Annotated in this window: 14 protein-coding genes; 3 read left to right on the top strand and 11 right to left on the bottom strand. The window is 52.6% G+C overall.

Annotation, left to right across the window (positions count from 1 at the left end):
• Positions 1-6: 6 nt before the first annotated feature.
• Complete coding sequence (locus IJ22_RS23100; protein WP_062410446.1) at positions 7-1,656, bottom strand: ABC transporter substrate-binding protein; 1,650 nt, start codon at positions 1,654-1,656, stop codon at positions 7-9.
• A 688-nt stretch (positions 1,657-2,344) separates the two neighbouring features.
• Positions 2,345-3,238 (bottom strand): LysR family transcriptional regulator, encoded by an 894-nt coding sequence (locus tag IJ22_RS23095; protein WP_062410445.1) that lies wholly within the window; start codon positions 3,236-3,238, stop codon positions 2,345-2,347.
• Positions 3,239-3,651: 413 nt separating this feature from the next.
• Here IJ22_RS23095 and IJ22_RS23090 point away from each other — a divergent pair, with 413 nt between their 5' ends.
• A complete protein-coding gene (locus tag IJ22_RS23090; protein WP_062410444.1) occupies positions 3,652-5,226 on the top strand; it encodes a hypothetical protein in 1,575 nt (524 codons plus the stop codon).
• 64 nt (positions 5,227-5,290) lie between these two features.
• On the opposite strand, the gene IJ22_RS27095 is transcribed toward IJ22_RS23090, so the two are convergent.
• From IJ22_RS27095 to IJ22_RS23075, 4 genes are all read right to left on the bottom strand, one after another.
• Entirely contained in the window at positions 5,291-5,404 is a 114-nt protein-coding gene (locus IJ22_RS27095; RefSeq protein ID WP_335338491.1) for a DUF6886 family protein, read from the bottom strand.
• Positions 5,405-5,477: 73 nt separating this feature from the next.
• Positions 5,478-5,744 carry a hypothetical protein gene (locus IJ22_RS23085; protein ID WP_054818620.1) on the bottom strand — a complete coding sequence of 89 codons (267 nt, stop codon included), beginning with the start codon at positions 5,742-5,744 and terminating at the stop codon, positions 5,478-5,480.
• A gap of 361 nt (positions 5,745-6,105) precedes the next feature.
• Positions 6,106-7,122 carry a cytochrome d ubiquinol oxidase subunit II gene (locus tag IJ22_RS23080; protein WP_062410443.1) on the bottom strand — a complete coding sequence of 339 codons (1,017 nt, stop codon included), beginning with the start codon at positions 7,120-7,122 and terminating at the stop codon, positions 6,106-6,108.
• 13 nt (positions 7,123-7,135) lie between these two features.
• On the bottom strand, positions 7,136-8,464 hold the full coding sequence (locus tag IJ22_RS23075; RefSeq protein ID WP_074729459.1) for a cytochrome ubiquinol oxidase subunit I: 1,329 nt from the start codon (positions 8,462-8,464) through the stop codon (positions 7,136-7,138).
• Positions 8,465-8,680: 216 nt separating this feature from the next.
• Between IJ22_RS23075 and IJ22_RS23070 the strand changes: the two genes are divergently transcribed.
• Entirely contained in the window at positions 8,681-9,271 is a 591-nt protein-coding gene (locus IJ22_RS23070) for a TetR/AcrR family transcriptional regulator (RefSeq protein WP_062410442.1), read from the top strand.
• 65 nt (positions 9,272-9,336) lie between these two features.
• Positions 9,337-10,551, top strand: a complete 1,215-nt coding sequence (locus IJ22_RS23065; RefSeq protein WP_062410441.1) for an MFS transporter — start codon at positions 9,337-9,339, stop codon at positions 10,549-10,551.
• Between the two features lie 164 nt (positions 10,552-10,715).
• Here IJ22_RS23065 and IJ22_RS23060 read toward each other — a convergent pair whose 3' ends face one another.
• From IJ22_RS23060 to IJ22_RS23040, 5 genes are all read right to left on the bottom strand, one after another.
• On the bottom strand, positions 10,716-11,534 hold the full coding sequence (locus IJ22_RS23060; RefSeq protein ID WP_082660921.1) for a class I SAM-dependent methyltransferase: 819 nt from the start codon (positions 11,532-11,534) through the stop codon (positions 10,716-10,718).
• Positions 11,535-11,838: 304 nt separating this feature from the next.
• Entirely contained in the window at positions 11,839-14,808 is a 2,970-nt protein-coding gene (pgmB, locus tag IJ22_RS23055; RefSeq protein WP_062410439.1) for a beta-phosphoglucomutase, read from the bottom strand.
• A 31-nt stretch (positions 14,809-14,839) separates the two neighbouring features.
• Positions 14,840-16,180: an FAD-dependent oxidoreductase gene (locus IJ22_RS23050; RefSeq protein WP_062410438.1), complete on the bottom strand. Its 1,341-nt coding sequence runs from the start codon at positions 16,178-16,180 to the stop codon at positions 14,840-14,842.
• A 26-nt stretch (positions 16,181-16,206) separates the two neighbouring features.
• Entirely contained in the window at positions 16,207-17,049 is an 843-nt protein-coding gene (locus IJ22_RS23045) for a carbohydrate ABC transporter permease (RefSeq protein ID WP_082660920.1), read from the bottom strand.
• Between the two features lie 35 nt (positions 17,050-17,084).
• Positions 17,085-17,987 (bottom strand): carbohydrate ABC transporter permease, encoded by a 903-nt coding sequence (locus IJ22_RS23040; RefSeq protein WP_062410437.1) that lies wholly within the window; start codon positions 17,985-17,987, stop codon positions 17,085-17,087.
• Positions 17,988-18,035 lie beyond the last annotated feature (48 nt).

The raw sequence follows: 18,035 nt of genomic DNA, 5'->3' as shown, positions 1-18,035 counted from the left end.
TCATCCTTAGTTGGTCACCCCTGCCGCTTTCCGGGCTTCTTCCGGCAGTAGAGAATATTTATGAATGATGCCGAAGCCGGGGGATTCCACCCAGCGGTCAAACTTGTCCGCGCGGTAAGCGTAATTTTCCGTCGGGTAATACAGAACGAGGCTGGTAGGCTGACGGTTGAACAGAGCCTGCATCTCAAACGATATTTCTTTGCGTTTGTCGATATTGGCTTCGGCCATCCATTTTTTCGTCAGCTCGTCCATTTCAGGGTATGCCAGTCCTTTGGACCATAGATAGCCCGAGCGATGCGACATGACGAACTGGTCCGGGTCCGCCACGCCGTGCGGTCCGATGCTGCCTACATACATGTCGAATTTGCGCGATTGTCCGAGCGTTCCGATCGTTGCCGAGTCGAGCACCTCAACGGTGGTTTTGATGCCCACATTGGCGAACTGCTGCTTCAGCAGCTCGGCCGAACGAATCCAGCCCGGCTCCGTCGACGAGACTTTGATCGAAAAATCAAGCGCCTGACCCGCAGGCGTTTCCCGAACGCCGTCTCCATTGCGGTCCACATAGTTCAACTGATCCAACACCGCTTTGGCTTTGTCCGCATCAAACGGTGTGCTCAGGGTCGGGCTTGTCCATGGCGAGTCCGGATGCGGATACCCCTGCAGACCCGGCCTTCCTTCTCCGAGCAGGACCGTGTCCGTAATCGCCTTGCGGTCAACGGCCAGCGATAACGCTTCTCTGAATTTCGGCTCGTTAAACGGCTCTTTTTCGAAGTTGATGCGAACCTCGGTCAGCGACAGCTCCTTCGTGCCTGCGACCTTCATATTCGGCAATTTTTTGAACGATTCCAGCAGCTCCGGCGGCACACCCCGGGAAGCGGCGTCTACTTCACCGGCACGCAGCGCGTTGAACATCGCCGTCGGATCTTTGATGATCGGCATGACCAGCGAGTCAACGAGCGGACGGCCCTTGAAATAATCCGGATTCGCTTCCAATTTATAATATTGATCCGGCTTGTACTCCGTCAGCTTGTACGGGCCCGTACCGACGGGCAGCTCCGTAAATTTGCGCGGATTCTCGACTTTTTCCCAAATATGCTTGGGGAGGATCGGCAAATCGGCCATCGTGATGCTTGCCAGCGACGGGCATGCGTAGGCGCAGGTGAAACGCACGGTGGAGGCATCCTCCGCTTCGATCTTTTCCACGCGGGGAACCTCGCTGACATGATGAGTGTAGCGGTTGGACGGACCGTCCCGGTAATACTCAAACGTGAACTTAACATCTTCGGCCGTAAAAGGCTGACCGTCATGCCACTTGATGCCGGAACGCAGCTTCACGACCCAGTTGAGGTCGTCCACCTGTGTGGCCGATTCGGCCAGCCACGGCTGCGGTTCCTTGACGAACGGCGAAGGCGCGAACAGCTTGTCATACACCAGCTCCAGCAAACTCTCATTGCCTGAGCTCAAATACAAATTGAGCGGACCGACATCGCCCGGTACGGCGATTTTCAATTCGGGAATGCTCTGCTCGACGGGCTTGGCCTCAGCCCCCTTCGGATCAACAGATTCAGCCGTCTTGGATTGGCATCCGGCCATAAGCACGGACAGCGCAACAAGACCGGCCATGACCGGACGTATGAAGTGACGACGAGATAACATGCAGCGAACCCTCCTGTATTTTTATAAATAATGATGTATGGGCGATAACAAAATCATCATAGTTCAAGTGATAATGAATATCAATATCAACTAAAAAGGGGTTGAATCGAATTATCACGTCGTTTATGGTCCTCAGCCACTCGTATTATTTTTTTCAATACATCGATTAAAAAAACGAATCAGATCGACGGCAGAAAGCGGCGGGGCTTCAAAGAAAAGTGTGTCGAACAACCAAGGGGCATCTAGCTCATCAATGATTCCAAAACGGAGCCCCAGGCGCGCGTATCGGCGTTGCGGGGCGGTCGCTCGAACCCCAAGGCTTCATTACAATCCGACGATGACAAATTTCCTAAACGACAAGAAAACCTGACCGCCGGCCAAGCCTTTGTCCAAACTCACACCTTGTGCACCAAGAGCAAAAGATACGGATTCCGACCGCTCTTAAGCTTGTATTTCCATAAATGTATGAAGCCGTAATGGCACGGCCTCAAAGGCGGCCCGTAAACGTTCCGCCTTCCTTCTCTATCGCCTATGATTGGGTCACTCTACCGCCCCTCTGCTGCTCTAACAGACCACGCTAGGCCCGGTTCTCTCTCCGGTCATGAGCGGCGGTTCCCGCTTTAACGATAGCGTCGGCTCCGGACGAATCGTACCCGAATGTTTATTCGGTCCGGAGCGCGCGTCTCTTTTACTGAACGCCGAAATATCGCTTGACCTCATGACAAAACGTAAATTCCGTTTCGGTAAGGGGGGTCTGTTTGCGGATCACAATGCCGTTATTCCGCCTAATCGGCAGGGAGGCAACGCTTTTGAACGCAAGCTCGCCCTTAGCCACTTCGGCTTCAACGGCTTTAAACGGCAGAAAAGCAAGGCCCAGATGCGATTTGACGGCCTGCTTGATCATGTCAAAATTGCTCATTTGCAAAAATCGCACCTTGACCCGCTGCCGTTCAAGCTCGGTAATAATATATTCCTGGAGATAATGACTTCGCGGCAGCAGCAGCGTCTCGTTGCGCAGATCCCGGGAGTATACGACCTTTCTGCCTGTTAACGGATGATTGGGAGGGACAACCAGAGGAAACTCATCATGAAACAATACGTGCACGTCAAAATTGGCATGAATGTAATCATCTTCCGGGTAGACGGGCATCAATGCAAAATTCGTCCGCCCCTGTTGCAGCGCGCTTCTCAGCTCCGTATAGCAGTGGGTATGCACCTCCAGCGCCTGCTTCGGGTATTCCTGATGAAAGCTGCTCAAAATGTCCGAAAAAAAATACGCCCCGATATAACTGCTGACGTAGATGGCTAATATATCTTGTCTTTCCGCATCCTTCATTTTGACCGCTGCTTCTTCGACCAACTGCGTGATCTGCTTGGCATACTGCAGGAAAATTTCTCCCTGCCTCGTTAATTGGACGTTTTTTCCCGATCGGTGGAACAGCTTGCACTGGAACTGCTCTTCCAACTGCTGGATATGGTTGCTGATGGTCGGCTGCGAGCAATAAAGGCGCTTGGCCGTCTCCATAAACGACCGGCATTGCGCAAGCACAAGGAAGGTTTCTATTTTTTCCAATGTTTTCAAAACAAACCACCTCGATTATCAAAGAACACAGCTTATATTGATAAAGATTATCATTATCATTTAATAAAGTCAATCGGACTTGCATCATTATCCCTTCTTTTCATCTCTTTTCATTCCTAAACCGACTCGCATCGCAGTGAAAGGCCTTCTTTATCCGGGCTGCGTTCGCACCGCAAGCAGAGTGGCGGCTCGGATTCGTTAAGCATCGAATTTTAACTCGCATTTTGCAGGTCGTTGATAAATGGACGTTATGCCATCTGGTCTTTCCCCATTCGCCAAATGGATTCCGTCTGTACGTATTGTTCCGTCAGCTAACCATACCGATCTTTGCAGAGCCAAACTATAAAGAATATCACTTCTTTGACAAGGGAATACTGAGATTGGTTTTAACAAATATTAGGAGATGACTATGGATGGACAAAGATGAAATCATTACTAAACTTTCTGGAGAAATCATCGGTGCTGTTTTAGAACATAACGCAAAAATAAAACAAACCAACGAGATATCCGACAGAATCCGAAATTACATTAATGAACTGGGTGACAATATAAAAACATACATTCTTGAACATTCGTTAAATCAATATCAAGGTAAAATTGACTGGTACCACGAAGAGTACTCTCAAATCATCATTAAACATCTGGAAGGTATCGACGCAGCGGATGTAACCGGCAGAAAATTAAACGAGTTGATCAACAAAATCGGTGAAGTGACAAGAGAAATCGAACAAGTTTTTGAAGAAAACATGGACTTTTATACAGACCATGTACATCCTGTAATGGTCGCTGCAGTGACGCTGCAGATAGCCGTTTATTCCGAATTAAGCAAAAGATGCGGGGACTATACCGGTCAATTATTCATTTTAAGATCAATGGTATACTTTCTGGAGAAAACCAAAAAATTTTATGAGCACAAATATGCCAAAAGCCTAGATCGGAACAACAACTATATGGATCATAGTTTACATCCCGATTTTGAAACTTACAAAAAGCTTGTTAACCACAGAAAGGAACTCGAACATCAGCGATATGTGCAATGGATTAATTTAAACGGCGATTTTAAATTTAAGGCAACGGATGAAGCTCCTGCATACGGGAACTTTACTTTTGACAGATGCCCTAATTATGCAATAAAAGAAGTTGAAAATAAGGTTAATGCGCTGGCTGTAAACAACAAGGATGGGAGACTTGATAATCCAAGCATTATCAAAGATGTGCATGATATTCCGGCAAGGTCCTCAAGTACGTTTACAGTGACGATGAAATCAACGATTCCCAATCGCACCTTGCAGCTCGCCATTCATGAATTAACTCAGGGGGAGTATGTCAATGGCGCGGCCGAAAACAAGGTTGCCGGTGAAGATTGGTCGGAACATTCAATAAAATATGAAAAACAAAGGGATGATACGTTCCTGAGATTTGAAATATACTGGTTTGACAAAGCGGAAGACGATCTGTTAATACGTCATACTTACGTGGATTTCACTCAAGTTGAACCGCTTGTTCCCGATATAAAGTATGCTGAAATATTGCCGTTTCCCGATTATTGCTCGCTGAGGCACAGATCAACCCATAAAGCCGTGTATTTTCATGCGGATCCCCATTACGCTTCAAGCTTGTACTGCGCGGCTAATGATGCGGAAAAGACATTTGCCAGTCCGAGTGTATATTTCGACCTGGTGATGATGTGGGCCAGCGATTGGGCCAGATTAGACGTAACATTTGAAGCTTATCTGAAAACCCGCAAAGACATCGGCCGCGAAATCCACTTATGCATTCATGAACTGCATCCGCTGGGAGAGGGAAATTACGATATCAAAAATAGCGTATGGTCTCCAGCATTCAGGCTGACAAATGATTGGAAACGATATCATTTAACTTGCATTAGACAGCATCACACGCATATCCGGTGCGAAATCTATTGGAGTGATCATGACGAGGTCGATATGATGCTGCGGGATGCTCGGGTTCATTTTACCGTTAAATGAATAAATAAGCCGAGGAAAAACAGGGCGTGATGCCTGCGTTTCACTCGGCCGGTAAGCAAGCTGATTAAGCTTTAGGCGACGTTTTTGCATTCCTCATTCGAATCATGGAGAAATTTACGGTTGATTCAAGAACAGCGTTTTGCAGCGGGATTAACGACGGCGTAATCCGAAGCTCGATATCGCAGCGAAAAAGTCAGCGCAAAAGATCCCCCATGGGCAATACCGGAACACCGCCTGCCGCAAGGATGGCTTCAATCGCGGCGACAGCGTCTGCATAGGGTATGGGCATATTTTTTCACTTGCTCCCAAGTGATTTGATAGCCTTCCCGGACCAATCGCTCCACCATGCTTCTCGACGCTTCGTGCCTTGGTTCGACGGTCGGTTGGCAAAGTCCGGTCAAGGCGGGATGATCGGGTTCCACATAGTATCCCAGAATGTGCGCCCTTTTACCGCGATTGCGATCCGCCGCAGAAATCTCAATCGTTTGGGATTTCAAATGTTCCAGCCCCGTATCCATGTCTTTCCTTTTGATCTAGCGTTATCTTTCTGCCGCGAAGTATGGAAATTTCTTTATGATCCTCATTAATAAAATCCGGCAACTTTTTGTTGGTTATATTCATTTTATTGTAAAAGGACCCGTCTTATTATGGGATTCGTTTAATAAAAGCATAAAGTCAACCGTCAATAATTTCGTTTCTCCATGTTGAACATAATTTACCATTGATTTTTCCTGATCAAACGATTTCGTTTTCCCAGTGTTCGGATCATTTGTCCCAACCTATGCGGCTATACAAAATGTCTTACGATGGACAGCAGGAGCAGAAAGGCGATGCCAAAGCAGAGGCGCATCAGCCATTTATCCTGACGATCAAACACATTCACGGCGACTCCCCCTTCACATATCGGGCATTGAACAAAAACAGCCTAAGCAGCAGAACGAGCGACGGGACAAGCAGGACAAAACCGGCAGCAAATGCCACGACCAGCGCGCGCCCCATGGCCGGGTTCGTCACGCCGCCATACAGCGTCAAATAAGGGTAGAGCAAATAAGGAAGATGGGAAATGCCGTAACCGAAAAAAGCGAAGGCGAACTGCAGCATGACCATCACAAAAGCGACGCCATAGTATCTTCTTTGCCAAATCAGCCAAACCGCAATCGCAAAGCTGATGAGCGAGAGCCCGAACAGCCACCACACGTCCAGCGTGCGCTGAAAATGCTCCAGGTTATGATTCCGAAGGGCAATAAAGACAAACAGGCTGGAAATGATCGTCGGAATGCCGCCCCACAAGGCAAACCGGCGCATCTGTTCGAGCGCTCCCGCATCTTCCGCGCGAGCCGCGTAATAGGTCAAAAACGTCGAACTGATGAACAACACGCTTGACATGGCGAGCAGCACAACCGCCCAGGAGTACGCACTGTAAAACAGCTCCTCCAGCAGCAAGGTGACATGGTTTCCCTGAACGGTCAAAAAGCCTCCCTCCGAGATGGTGAACACCGTGGATAAAGAGGCGGGTATGAGCAGCCCTGTGGCTCCGTAAGCGAGCAGGTAGAAGGAATTTTTCTTTGCGCCATAATTCGCAAATGCGTAGAACGACCCCCGAATGGCGAGCAAAATGAGCGCAATGCTGCCGGGAATGAGCAACGCCGTCCCATAATAAAATGCCGTTTCCGGAAAGAAGCCGACGATACCGACGAAAAAAAACACAAAAAAAACGTTGGTCACTTCCCAGACCGGGGATAAGTACCTGGAAATCACGGGCCCGATGACCGATTCCACACCGCTCACCCGGCTGTAATAAGCGTAGAATCCCGCCCCAAAATCAATGGAACCCACAATCAGGTAGCCATACAGAAAGCTCCAGAGAATGGTGATGCCAAGCTGTTCGATCGACATGTCTGTGACCTCCTCACAAGATGATGCGGCGTGTTTCCAGTTCCATCTCGGCCGGTTTGTTGCGGAACAACCGGGCCAGCACGAACAGGCACACGATACCCAGCACGGCATACAAGCCGGCAAATAGCCAAAATGCAACGCTAACGTGAGCGTTCGTGGTCGCCGCATCGGATACGCGCATATATCCCCGCATGATCCATGGCTGTCTTCCAACCTCCGCATAAAACCATCCGAGTTCGATGGCAAGCAAGGATAGCGGACCTCCAGCTAAAATGCCGACCAGTATCCAGCGATTGTAAGCATTCCTCCGTTTCAGCCATAACAGCGCAAGAAAAAGGACGGGAACGGCCAGCAAATAAAATCCGATACCGACCATGGCATCAAACAAATAATGGACATAGAGCGGAGGCCATTCGTCTTTTGGAAATTCATTTAAACCGACAACCAGGCCGTCAGGATGGTGGGTTGCGAGCAGACTGAGCGCCCAAGGGATTTCAATGGCCCCGGTCACCTCTTGCGTTGCCGGGTTCAATCGGCCTCCGATGATCAGGGGAGCTCTGCTGCCGCTCTCAAAATGCCACTCGGCAGCAGCGAGCTTCTCCGGCTGCTCCGCGGCCAGAAACCGGGCGGAGATGTCCCCGATTCCAATCGTTACGACGGCCAGGATAAGGCCGGCCGTCATATTCAGGCGAATCGATTTGCGGTAATAATCGTCCTTTCGTCCCCTGAGCATGGCGAAGGCGGCAATCATGGCCAAAAGAAAAGCGGCGGTTAGGTAAGCGGATGACAATACGTGCGCCACCTTTGACGGAGCGGCTGGATTGAACATGGCTGCCAGCGGATCGATGTTCGTCAACTTCCCGTTTTCAAAGGTGAATCCTTGCGGCGTATTCATAAACGCATTGACGGTCGTAATAAACAGCGCGGAACCGGATGAACCGATGATGATCGGAAGGGTGAGCAGCCAGTGTATATAAGGATTGGAGAATCGGTCCCAGGTGTAGAGATAGATGCCGAGAAATATCGCCTCGAAGAAAAACGCGAACGTCTCCATAAACAACGGCAAACCAATCACATTGCCTGCCAATCTCATAAATTCCGGCCACAGCAAACTGAGCTGAAGACCAATGCATGTCCCGGTGACGACACCGACGGCCACCGTGATCACAAAGCCCCGGGCCCATCTTCGGGCCATGAGCGAATAATGTACGTCCTTCTTCCGAATACCTATCCATTCGGCCATGGAAATGAAAACCGGAACGCCCACCCCGACCGTCGCAAACAAAATATGAAAAGCCAGCGTCATTTCCGTTAAGCCGCGGCTCCAATCGACCGTTCCCACGTTGTATCCCCCCCAAGACTAAAGGCAATTGGGCAAACTGAACCCGTACTCTGCTCATTTCATAATGGTTACTATACCCAAGGAAATCATTTGTATGCGGCGGAATCCGGTACAGAAAGGAACCTCATCCTCCACACAGCCCCTTGTTTTTTTCCCGCAGATCTGGTTATATCTATATTAGACCGGACGGTCAGTTTAATATCTGAGGTGAATGATATGCCGAGATCCACGGATCACGGAGAACAAACGAAGCGGAAAATCGCAAGCAGGGCCAAGATCCTGTTCGAGCAGAAAGGATACGCCGCCACGACGATGGAAGAGATCCGGCATGTGTCGGAAACCAGCAAGGGCAGCATCTATTACCACTTCAAGAGCAAGGAGGCGTTGTTCCTTTATATTCTTGAACTGTCGATTCAGGAATGGCTCGACAAGTGGCGGGAGCTGGAGGCGCCGCTCGCGACGGCCACAGAGAAACTGTACCGATTGGCCGAGCATTACGCCGACGATTTCCAAAATCCGCTGCTGAAGGCTGCCGAGGAATTCTCGGGCAGCGAAGGCGGAGACCCGGAGATCAAAGCGAAGCTGATCGAGATTACGCGGATGCATTATCCGGTATTCCAACAGCTGCTGGAAGAGGGGATCCGGAGCGGGGAATTCAAGCCGGCTCCGCTGGAAGACCTGACGTTTATCCTGTTCGGCCTGCTTGGCGGAATCAGCGTCGCTTATTACGAATATGAGCCCGAACGGCTTTGCGCGTTATACCGGACTGCGGTTGACGTCCTGCTGAAGGGAATAGAGAACCGCTAATTTTTTTTACCCTTTCATTAGACCGGACGGTCAGTTTAATCTGTTCAGGCAAGGGAGAGATAAAAATGACAACTTTATTTCAGAACCGCGTGTTCCGCATCGTCGCACTTGCCGATCTGATGCAGCAGCTTGCGATCTGGGTGCGCAATATCGCACTGCTCTTCTATGTCATGGAACAAACGAACAATGATCCCGTGGCGGTATCGCTGCTTACGGTATTCGAGTATGCGCCGATCTTCCTGTTCTCGTTCATCGGGGGCGCCTTCGCCGACCGGTGGAATCCGAAGCGAACCATGATCGCCGGCGATCTGCTAAGCGCACTATCGGTAGCGGCCATTTTATTGTTCGTGCTCGCGGGCTCCTGGCAGGCCGTATTCGCGGCAACGATCGTGTCGGCCATCGTCAGCCAATTCTCCCAACCCTCTTCGGCCATCATGTTCAAACGGCATGTGCCGGAGGAACTGGTGGGGGCGGCGATCGGCATTACCCAAAGTCTCATGTCGCTGTTCATCATCGTCGGGCCGATCATCGGCACGCTCCTCTATTCGCTGCTGGGCATCACGAATTCGCTTGTCATACTGATCGGTCTGTTCCTCGCGGCCGCCGCGATCCAGCTCGCGCTTCCGCCTTCCCCGCGCAATCCGGAGCGCCGGACCGTACCGATCCTGGAGGACATCAAGGAGGGGATCCGCTATGTCCGCGGCAGCCGTAATCTGGTCGTCATTGCACTGATGTTTGCCTGCATCGGGCTCGGCTCAGGCATTATCCAGCCGCTGGACATCTACATCGTAACGGAACGGCTGGGACTGGATAAAGAGAACATCCAGTGGTTCTATGCACTATCCGGCGCGGGAATGCTGATCGGCGGCGCGGCTGCGGCGGTCGGCGGCACGAAGCTGAACCCGCGGGGCGTTGCATTTACCGGGATCGCGTTTCTGTCGCTGTCGATCGTGATCGAAGCCTTATCCGTGTGGGTGCCGCTCACCGCAGCGATGCGCTTCCTGGTCGGCGTCATGATGGCGTTCATGCAAACTGTTCTCGGTGCGCTCATGATAAAAATGGTGGAGGAAGCCTACATCGGACGCGTGAACGGAGCGATTACGCCGCTGCTCATGGCAGGCATAGTGGCCGGTTCGGCGATGGCAGGATTCCTGATGAAGACTTATACCCTCGTCCCTGTATACTGCCTGTCCGCGGGTATCATCTTGATCGCGGCATTCGTCAGTCTGGGGCTGCGGTTCGAGACTGCAGCAAACTCAGCGGAACACCCCCCGGCATGATGGGAGATAAAAGTTCAAACAGAGAAAAGAGACCGCGGAGACAAGCGGAGTCAAGCTGCCCGCGGTCTTTGTCAGATGAAGGAAATAGGATCGGATATAGATGAATTGGCGGGATTCAGTGCGATGCCCGTCACCCCCGCTCAGCGGGTGTCCGGCTGCGTGCGCTACACAATGCCCAGTCGCATCCGGTAACAGAATAAAACCGGCCGTTCTTCGTCGGCAAACGCCTGCGCCACCAGCTCGCGGAATGCGGCAACCTCCGCATGCAGCTCGTCCGCGCCCAGCTTTAAAGCGGTTTGCAGGCCGCCCAGGCTAAAGGCGATATTCGCGTAGCGGGCGGCATCGCACATTTCCCAATGATGAAAGACGATTTCCCTGGAATATCGGAATAAGCCCGACTCGCGAATGCGCTGCAGATGCTCATTTTTGTTCCATTTGCGCGCTTGCTGCTCATCCGGCGCCAACTCCGCCATACGTGCATCGCCCAGGGCAGCGAGCCTCAAGTACTGCTCTTCGATCTTCCAGTCGAACGCCGGGGGCCAGTCGCAATCGTAAGCGGCGAACACACCGCCCGGACGGAGCACGCGGGCGAACTCGCGGAGTGTGCTTTGCGGTTCCATCCAATGAAACGATTGCGAGCAGGTGACGATGTCGGCGGATGCTGAAGGCAATGCCAATTGATGGGAAAATCCCTTGACAAATTGCAGCTTGTCCGGTTTTCCAATCGCTTCCCATTTGGCCAAAGCTACCGCTCGCATATCGTCGCTCGGTTCAACGCCGATGACGCGCTCCGCCTCATTCAACCATAAAAAAGTAGAAAGGCCTGTGCCGCAGCCCACGTCCACTACCGTTTGCGGCTTGCGGCGCAAGTACGTGGTCACCAGCTTGACGACCTCTTGGGGGGCCGTGGGCCGATTCTCATCGTAGAGCGTGCCGTATCCGGTAAAACGCTGCACATTATTCATGCGTATGTGCTCAATCATAGCGTCCATTCACTCCTTTTTCTGTATGTCCGAACGGCAAACGCCGCAGCTCTGACGATGCATTTCTCGGGGGAAACGCGGGGGTTGGCGGGACTATGTTTTCTATCATTATATGATTTCATCAACGGTATATCCAATGAGCTGCTCTTGTACGTTTATCGAGTGCCGGATTGTTATTGTCCTTTACTACTTAGTCCGTTAAATAAGCTAACGGACTGGCCCTATAAAAAAGAGCCTCCAGTGTGGAGGCTCAAAATGTCCGTTTTTGTATGGGATTGCCCTAAGCCCTGCTGGGGAGCGCGGCTTAAGCGCTTGTTTCGTAAATTTCTTTCAACCGGCTCCAGGTGAGCTGCTCGGTGGAGGCGACCACCGTATCCGCAATAGCCAGCGTCTCGGGATGGCCGACGCCGACGGATACCATATTCGCCGCATTCACAGCTTCAAGGCCCGAGAAGGCGTCCTCGATGCCGATGCAGTTCTTCGGCCGCACCCCGAGCGCCTCGGCGGCTTTCAGGAATACTTCGGGATCAGGCTTGCCGCGTTCCAATGCCCCGGCATCGACGATGTGGTCGAAATAATCCGTGATGGCCAGAGCTTGCAGGATGGTCTGCGCGTTCCGGCTTGCCGAAGCGACCGCCATCTTGATCCCGTTGCTCTTCAATTCCGCAAGCAGCCGGGGGATGCCCGGCAGCAGGTGCTCCGGCCGGATCGTGCGGATGAGCTCCTGGTACCGGCTGTTTTTGCGGGCCATGAACTGTTCCTTCTCCGTCTCGGAGAACGTGCGGTTCGCTTGCTGCAGGATCAGCTCGAGCGACGCTTTCCGGTCGACGCCCTTCAGCTTCTCGTTATACGTCCGGTCGAACGGAATGCCAAGCTCGTCGGCGAGCTCTTTCCAGGCTTGGTAGTGGAACTCCGCCGTATCGGTCAGCACACCGTCTAGATCGAAAATAACGGCTTCCAGCTGCCGGTTAGGCAAGGAAACCTTCCGATCCACACGCACCGATTTCCCCAAGTGGCGGATCGTCAGAGGGACGCCATCGACCAGCTCGTAGGTCGTTTGGTCTTTCCGGACGCTAATGGCCAGCACGCTTCCGCGGTACACCATGCGAAACGTGTAGCTTGGCCAATTCGGCGGAATGACCGGTTCAAAATACAGCTCTCCGTCATATTGTCTCATGCCGGCAAAACCGTTGACGATCATTAACCAGCTTCCGGCCATCGAAGCGGTATGAATACCGTCCTTCGCGTTCAAGTGGTAATCGTCCAGATCAACCCGCGCCGTCTGCATGAAGTAATCGTACGCTTCGTCCACATACCCGAGCTCAGCGCCCACAATGCCGTGAATGCAAGCGGACAGCGACGAATCGTGTGTCGTTAACGGCTCGTAGTACTTGTAATTCCGCTGCTTCTCCCAAGTCGTGAACCGGTTCCCCTGGAGGAACAAGGCCATCACCAGGTCGGCCTGCTTCAGCACCTGGTGCCGGTTGATCACGAGCGCATGATAATGCAGCATTAATGGATAGTTTTCTTTCGGCGTGCCTGCGAAATCCCATTTCGCTTTGGTCAGGAAGGTATCGTCCTGCCCGATCAGCCCCTTGTCCCGGTGCACGTACATATGCTCGGCGGCCTTGGCCCAGCCTTCCACTTCTTCTTCCGTGAGCCCCATCGCCTGCTGTAGTTGGGTCCAGCGTTCCGGCTGCTGCGCACGCAGTTCCGCCGCTACCTTCACGGCATATTCCAGTTGGTCCTTCACCATAACATTGGTGTACGTGTTATTGTCAATGACGGTCGTGTATTCATCCGGGCCGGTTACGCCGTTGATGCAGAAGCCGCGTCCTTCGATCCAATCGCCCGCATCCGCAAAGAAGCGCGACGTTTCGAACAGCATTTCGGCCCCTTCGTGATATAAAAATTCCAAGTCGCCGGTCGCTTCCACATACTTCTTGAGCGCATAGGCGATGTCCGCATTAATATGATACTGGGCGGTGCTTGCCGCATAGTAGGCCGATGTCTCCTCGCCGTCGATGGTGCGCCAAGCGTAAAGCGCTCCGGCCTGGGACATTTCCGCGGCGCGATCTTTGGCCTTCGGCAATATATGATGCCGGTAGCGCAGCAGCTGCTTGGCGATGTCCGGCTTCGTGTACAGGAAGAACGGCAGGATATACGTCTCGGTATCCCAGAAGTAATGGCCGTCATAGCCTTCGCCGGTGATCCCCTTCGCGCCGATATTCGTCCTGCCGTCGCGGCCTACCGACTGCAGCAGGTGGAAAGCGTTGAAGCGAAGCGCCTGCTGCAGCGCCTCGTCGCCTTCTACGAGGATATCGGCCGTTTTCCAGAACGCATCCAAAACCTCGCGGTGCGCTTGGGCGATCGCGTCGAATTTGGCCTTCTTGGCATCCTCCAGTTCCCGGGTCGCCTTCTCCAGCAGCTCCGCTTCCGGGTAATCCTTGGAGGAATAGTACGTGATATACTTTTCCAGCACGACCGTCTTGTTGGCCTCCGCCGCCACGCGGAACCGCTTCTCCAGCCGCTGCCCTTCCAGCCGGGTATCCAGCCGGTACGGATGGCTCAATTGATGCTCAACACCGCAAACAAGCGAGAACCTCGTCATCTGCGTCTGCTGCAGCAGAGCCGCGAACGTATGGTTCTCATACGATTCCTTCGTCTGCAGCACTTGTCCGCCGAAGGCCGAGCCGGCACGCGGGTCCCCGGAGGCTATCTGGTTCGTCACCTCCCCGTTGATCGCCGAAACGAGCAGAAGCTCCCCGGAAAAATTAAGCGGCGTCACTTCATAGCGGATCACCGCGAGATGCTTATTCGTGAAGGAAGCGAACCGTTCCGTCCGAATCCGGACTCGTTTGCCGGCGGCGGTTTCCCATACGACCGTACGGGTCATCGTGCCCTTGCGCATATCCAGTTTACGTTCATACTGCTCATGCTTGCCTGTAAACAGGCTGAATTTTTGTCCGTCCACATAAAGCTCGATGATTTTGCCGTCCGTCACGTTCAGCATGGTCTGATGGTATTTCGCAAAGCCGTACTGGCGCCCCTTGCTGTAAGCGATCGGGGAGGAATCATAAAATCCGTTCAAGTAGGTGCCGTGAAGCGAGGTCCCCTTCGGACCGTCGTAGCCCTCCTCGAAGTTGCCTCTCATGCCGATATATCCGTTGCCGACGGCAAACACCGTCTCGTCCCGTTGATTCGTCTCCGTATCGAAAGAGCTTTCCGTGATCGTCCACGGCTCGTAAGGATAAATGATATGACCTGTTCGCATCGGTTTCTCGCTGTCTCCTCTATGTTCTTCTTTAGTCTAACAGGACTCCGTCCTGGCGAAGCTGCTGCTGCAGATCCTTCACATTCAATTCATGCGGACTGACGCCCCGCTTCACCGCCATACCGGCTGCGGTTCCGGCCGCCTGCCCCGTGGCCATGCAGCTTGGGGAAAGACGCGTCGTCGCCAGCGCTTCGTGCGAAGTGGAGATGCAGCGGCCTCCCGCAAGCAAATTCGAAACCCCTTTGGCCAGCAGACAGCGGTAAGGAATATCATAAGCGCCGTCGCCAGCGATCCAGGCCGCGGTGACGCCTTTGTTCTTCGGATCGTGGATATCGATCGGATAGCCGCTGCGGGCAATGCAGTCCTCGAACCGGCGGCCTTCCGTCACATCCGAGATTTGCAGGCTGTACACGCCGTCCAGACGCCGCGTCTCGCGAATCCCGATCTGCGCGCCGACCTGCGAGATCGATGCTTTCTCAAACCCCGGAAGATGCTTTACCATAAAATCGGCTACCATCAGCACTTGCTTGCGGCCGAGCTCCTCCGCTTCCGTCAAATCCTCCACGCGGGTTCCGTCCAGCCCCTGCACGCGCGTCGTATTGACCAGCACCTCGTCTTCGCCCGGGCCGGTAAAGAAGAGAACCTGATCCCGGTTGATCGGCAGCGCCGCTTCCTTCCAGTGCTTGTAGAAGCCTTGAACTGCCGTCAGCGGCAGCTGATCCAGCTCATCGATCGGCGTTTTCTTGTAAAACTCCTCCGGATGCTCAATCATGTATTGCTTTACCTTGGCCAAATCGACGCCGCGCATACGGAACTTCATCGTCATCGGCTGGGTGAGCTGATCTTCATCCCGGCCTTTCAGAATCGGCGCGCCGGCCAGATAAGCGACATCCGCGTCCCCGCTCGTGTCAATGAACATTTTCGCTTTCACATCGATCTTGCCGGACTTTGTGGTCAGCCGAACCGATTCGATCCGATCATTCTTCACCGTCACGTCGTCCACAAAGCTGTGAAGCAGCACCTTCACGCCGGCCTCGCGAAGCATATCCAGTACAAGCACCTTATAGATTTCCGGATCATACGGGGTAATCGTGCTGACGAACCCGCACGTATCCCGAACGTGCCCCGGAGAGGCGTTCAGTGCCATCAACCGGTCGATGATTTCCTGGGCGATCCCGGCGATGACCTGCTTTCCGTCCATTGTATGATAGGTCATCCAGGGATACACGAGCGCGATCGTCGACATCCCTCCCAAAAATCCGTATCTCTCGATGATCATCGTCCGCGCTCCGCTGCGTCCGGCTGCAATGGCCGCGTTGATTCCTGCCGGCCCTCCGCCGACGACGACAATATCCGTTTCGATCGTTTGCATTGAAAAACAACTCCTTTTCGTATGCCTTATCCTTTAATTCCCGTGCTGGCGATCCCTTCGATAAACCATTTCTGAAAAATCGACACAATGGCGATCAGCGGCAACAGCGCGGAAACAGAGGCAGCCATAATTAAGGTATAGTTCGTACTGTTCTCGTCCACGTAGTTCGTGAGCGCGAGCGGGATCGTGTACAGGTGGTTGTCCCTAAGAAAAATAAGCGGATTCTCGTACTCGTTCCAGTGCCAAGTGAACGTAAGGATCAGCAGGGTCACCAGAGCGGGTTTGGTCAGCGGCAGCGAAATTTGCCAGAACATACGCCAGTAGCCGGCGCCGTCCACCTTCGCAGCCTCCAGCAATTCATTGGGCAGCGTGCTGAAAAATTGGCGCATGATGAATGTGCCCAGTACCGTGAACATGCCCGGCAGAATCAGCGACATGTGCGTATTGAGCATGCCCAGCTTATCGAACAGGATAAACCGCGGCACCAACAAAATCTGGCTGGGAATAATCATCGTAGCCAGGTAAAGGACGAACAACAAATCACGTCCTTTAAATCTCAGCTTGGCGAAGGCAAACCCGGCGAGCGCGCTTGTAATAAGGCATCCCCCTACCGTGAGCGCGGTAATTTTGATGGAGTTCCAATAGTAGAGCAGGAACGGGTATTTGCCGAACCAAACCTCCTTATAGTTGTCGAGCACGAATCGTTCCGGAATCCAATCGATCGGGTACTTAAACATATCGGCCGGCAGCTTGAAGGAAGATGAGATCATCCACAGAAAAGGCGTGATCATGATCACGGCCAGCGCCGTGAAGATCACCGTCATGACCAGCTTCAGGCCGACCTCTCTCATTTTTAATGTCGTATTCATGGGATGTGCGCTCCTTTACCGGTTAATGGAAGTGGTTAGAACTGATCTTGCCATTTTTTCTGTTCCCGCCATTGCAATATGGTGATCACGAAGATAATCAGGAACAAGACCCAGGACATGGCGGCGGCGTAGCCCATTTCGTAATACTGGAAGGCCTGGATGTAAATATAATAGGCGAGCACCATCGTCGAATTCAGCGGCCCCCCCTTGGTCATCACGGCCACGGCGGCGAATACCTGGAAGGTAGAGATAATCAGCGTCACGGCGATCAGGAAGCTCGTAGGCTTCAGCATCGGAACCGTGATTTTGAAGAAGCTTTTCATGCCCGTAGCCCCGTCGATCGAAGCCGCTTCGTACAAATCCTTGGGCACTCCTTGAAGGCCGGCCATGTAGAGCACCATCGTATAGCCCGTGTACGTCCATACGACCATGATGATGATCGCCGGCAGCGCCCAATCGGGACTGGCGAGCCAGCCGGGCAAGTTCTCGATGTCTAGCGAACGAAGCGTTCCGTTAATCGGCCCGTTCGTCGGATTGTACATCACGCTCCAGACGATCGAGATCGCTACGATACTGCTGACATAAGGAAGGAAGAACAAAACGCGGAGGAAATTTTTCAAATAGACGAATTTGTTCAGAATGACCGCAATCACAAGACCGATGGCCATCGCCGAAGGTACCGTCACCGCAGTAAAGATGAAGTTATTTTTCAGGGACTGCAGGAAATACTCGTCGGTCATCAGCTTTTTGAAGTGAGCCAAGCCGACCCATTCGATCCCCGAGAAGCCCATCATGTAATCCCAATCAATAAAGACCATGACCAGACTGAACAAAAGCGGAAACACGACAAATAAAAAGACCCCTAGAAAATTGGGCAGGATGAACAGATAGCCCGCCAAATTCTCCTTGAGTTTTTGTTGGTTAAATCTACTTTTCACATGAAGTCACCCTCTTTTCTTGATGCTCTCATTGTAAGTGACCCCGCC

Source organism: Paenibacillus naphthalenovorans (genome assembly GCF_001465255.1).
GTDB classification, from domain to species: Bacteria; Bacillota; Bacilli; order Paenibacillales; family NBRC-103111; genus Paenibacillus_G; species Paenibacillus_G naphthalenovorans.
The sequence above is the reverse complement of the archived record's forward strand: the minus strand, read 5'-3'. Positions and strand labels throughout refer to the sequence as shown.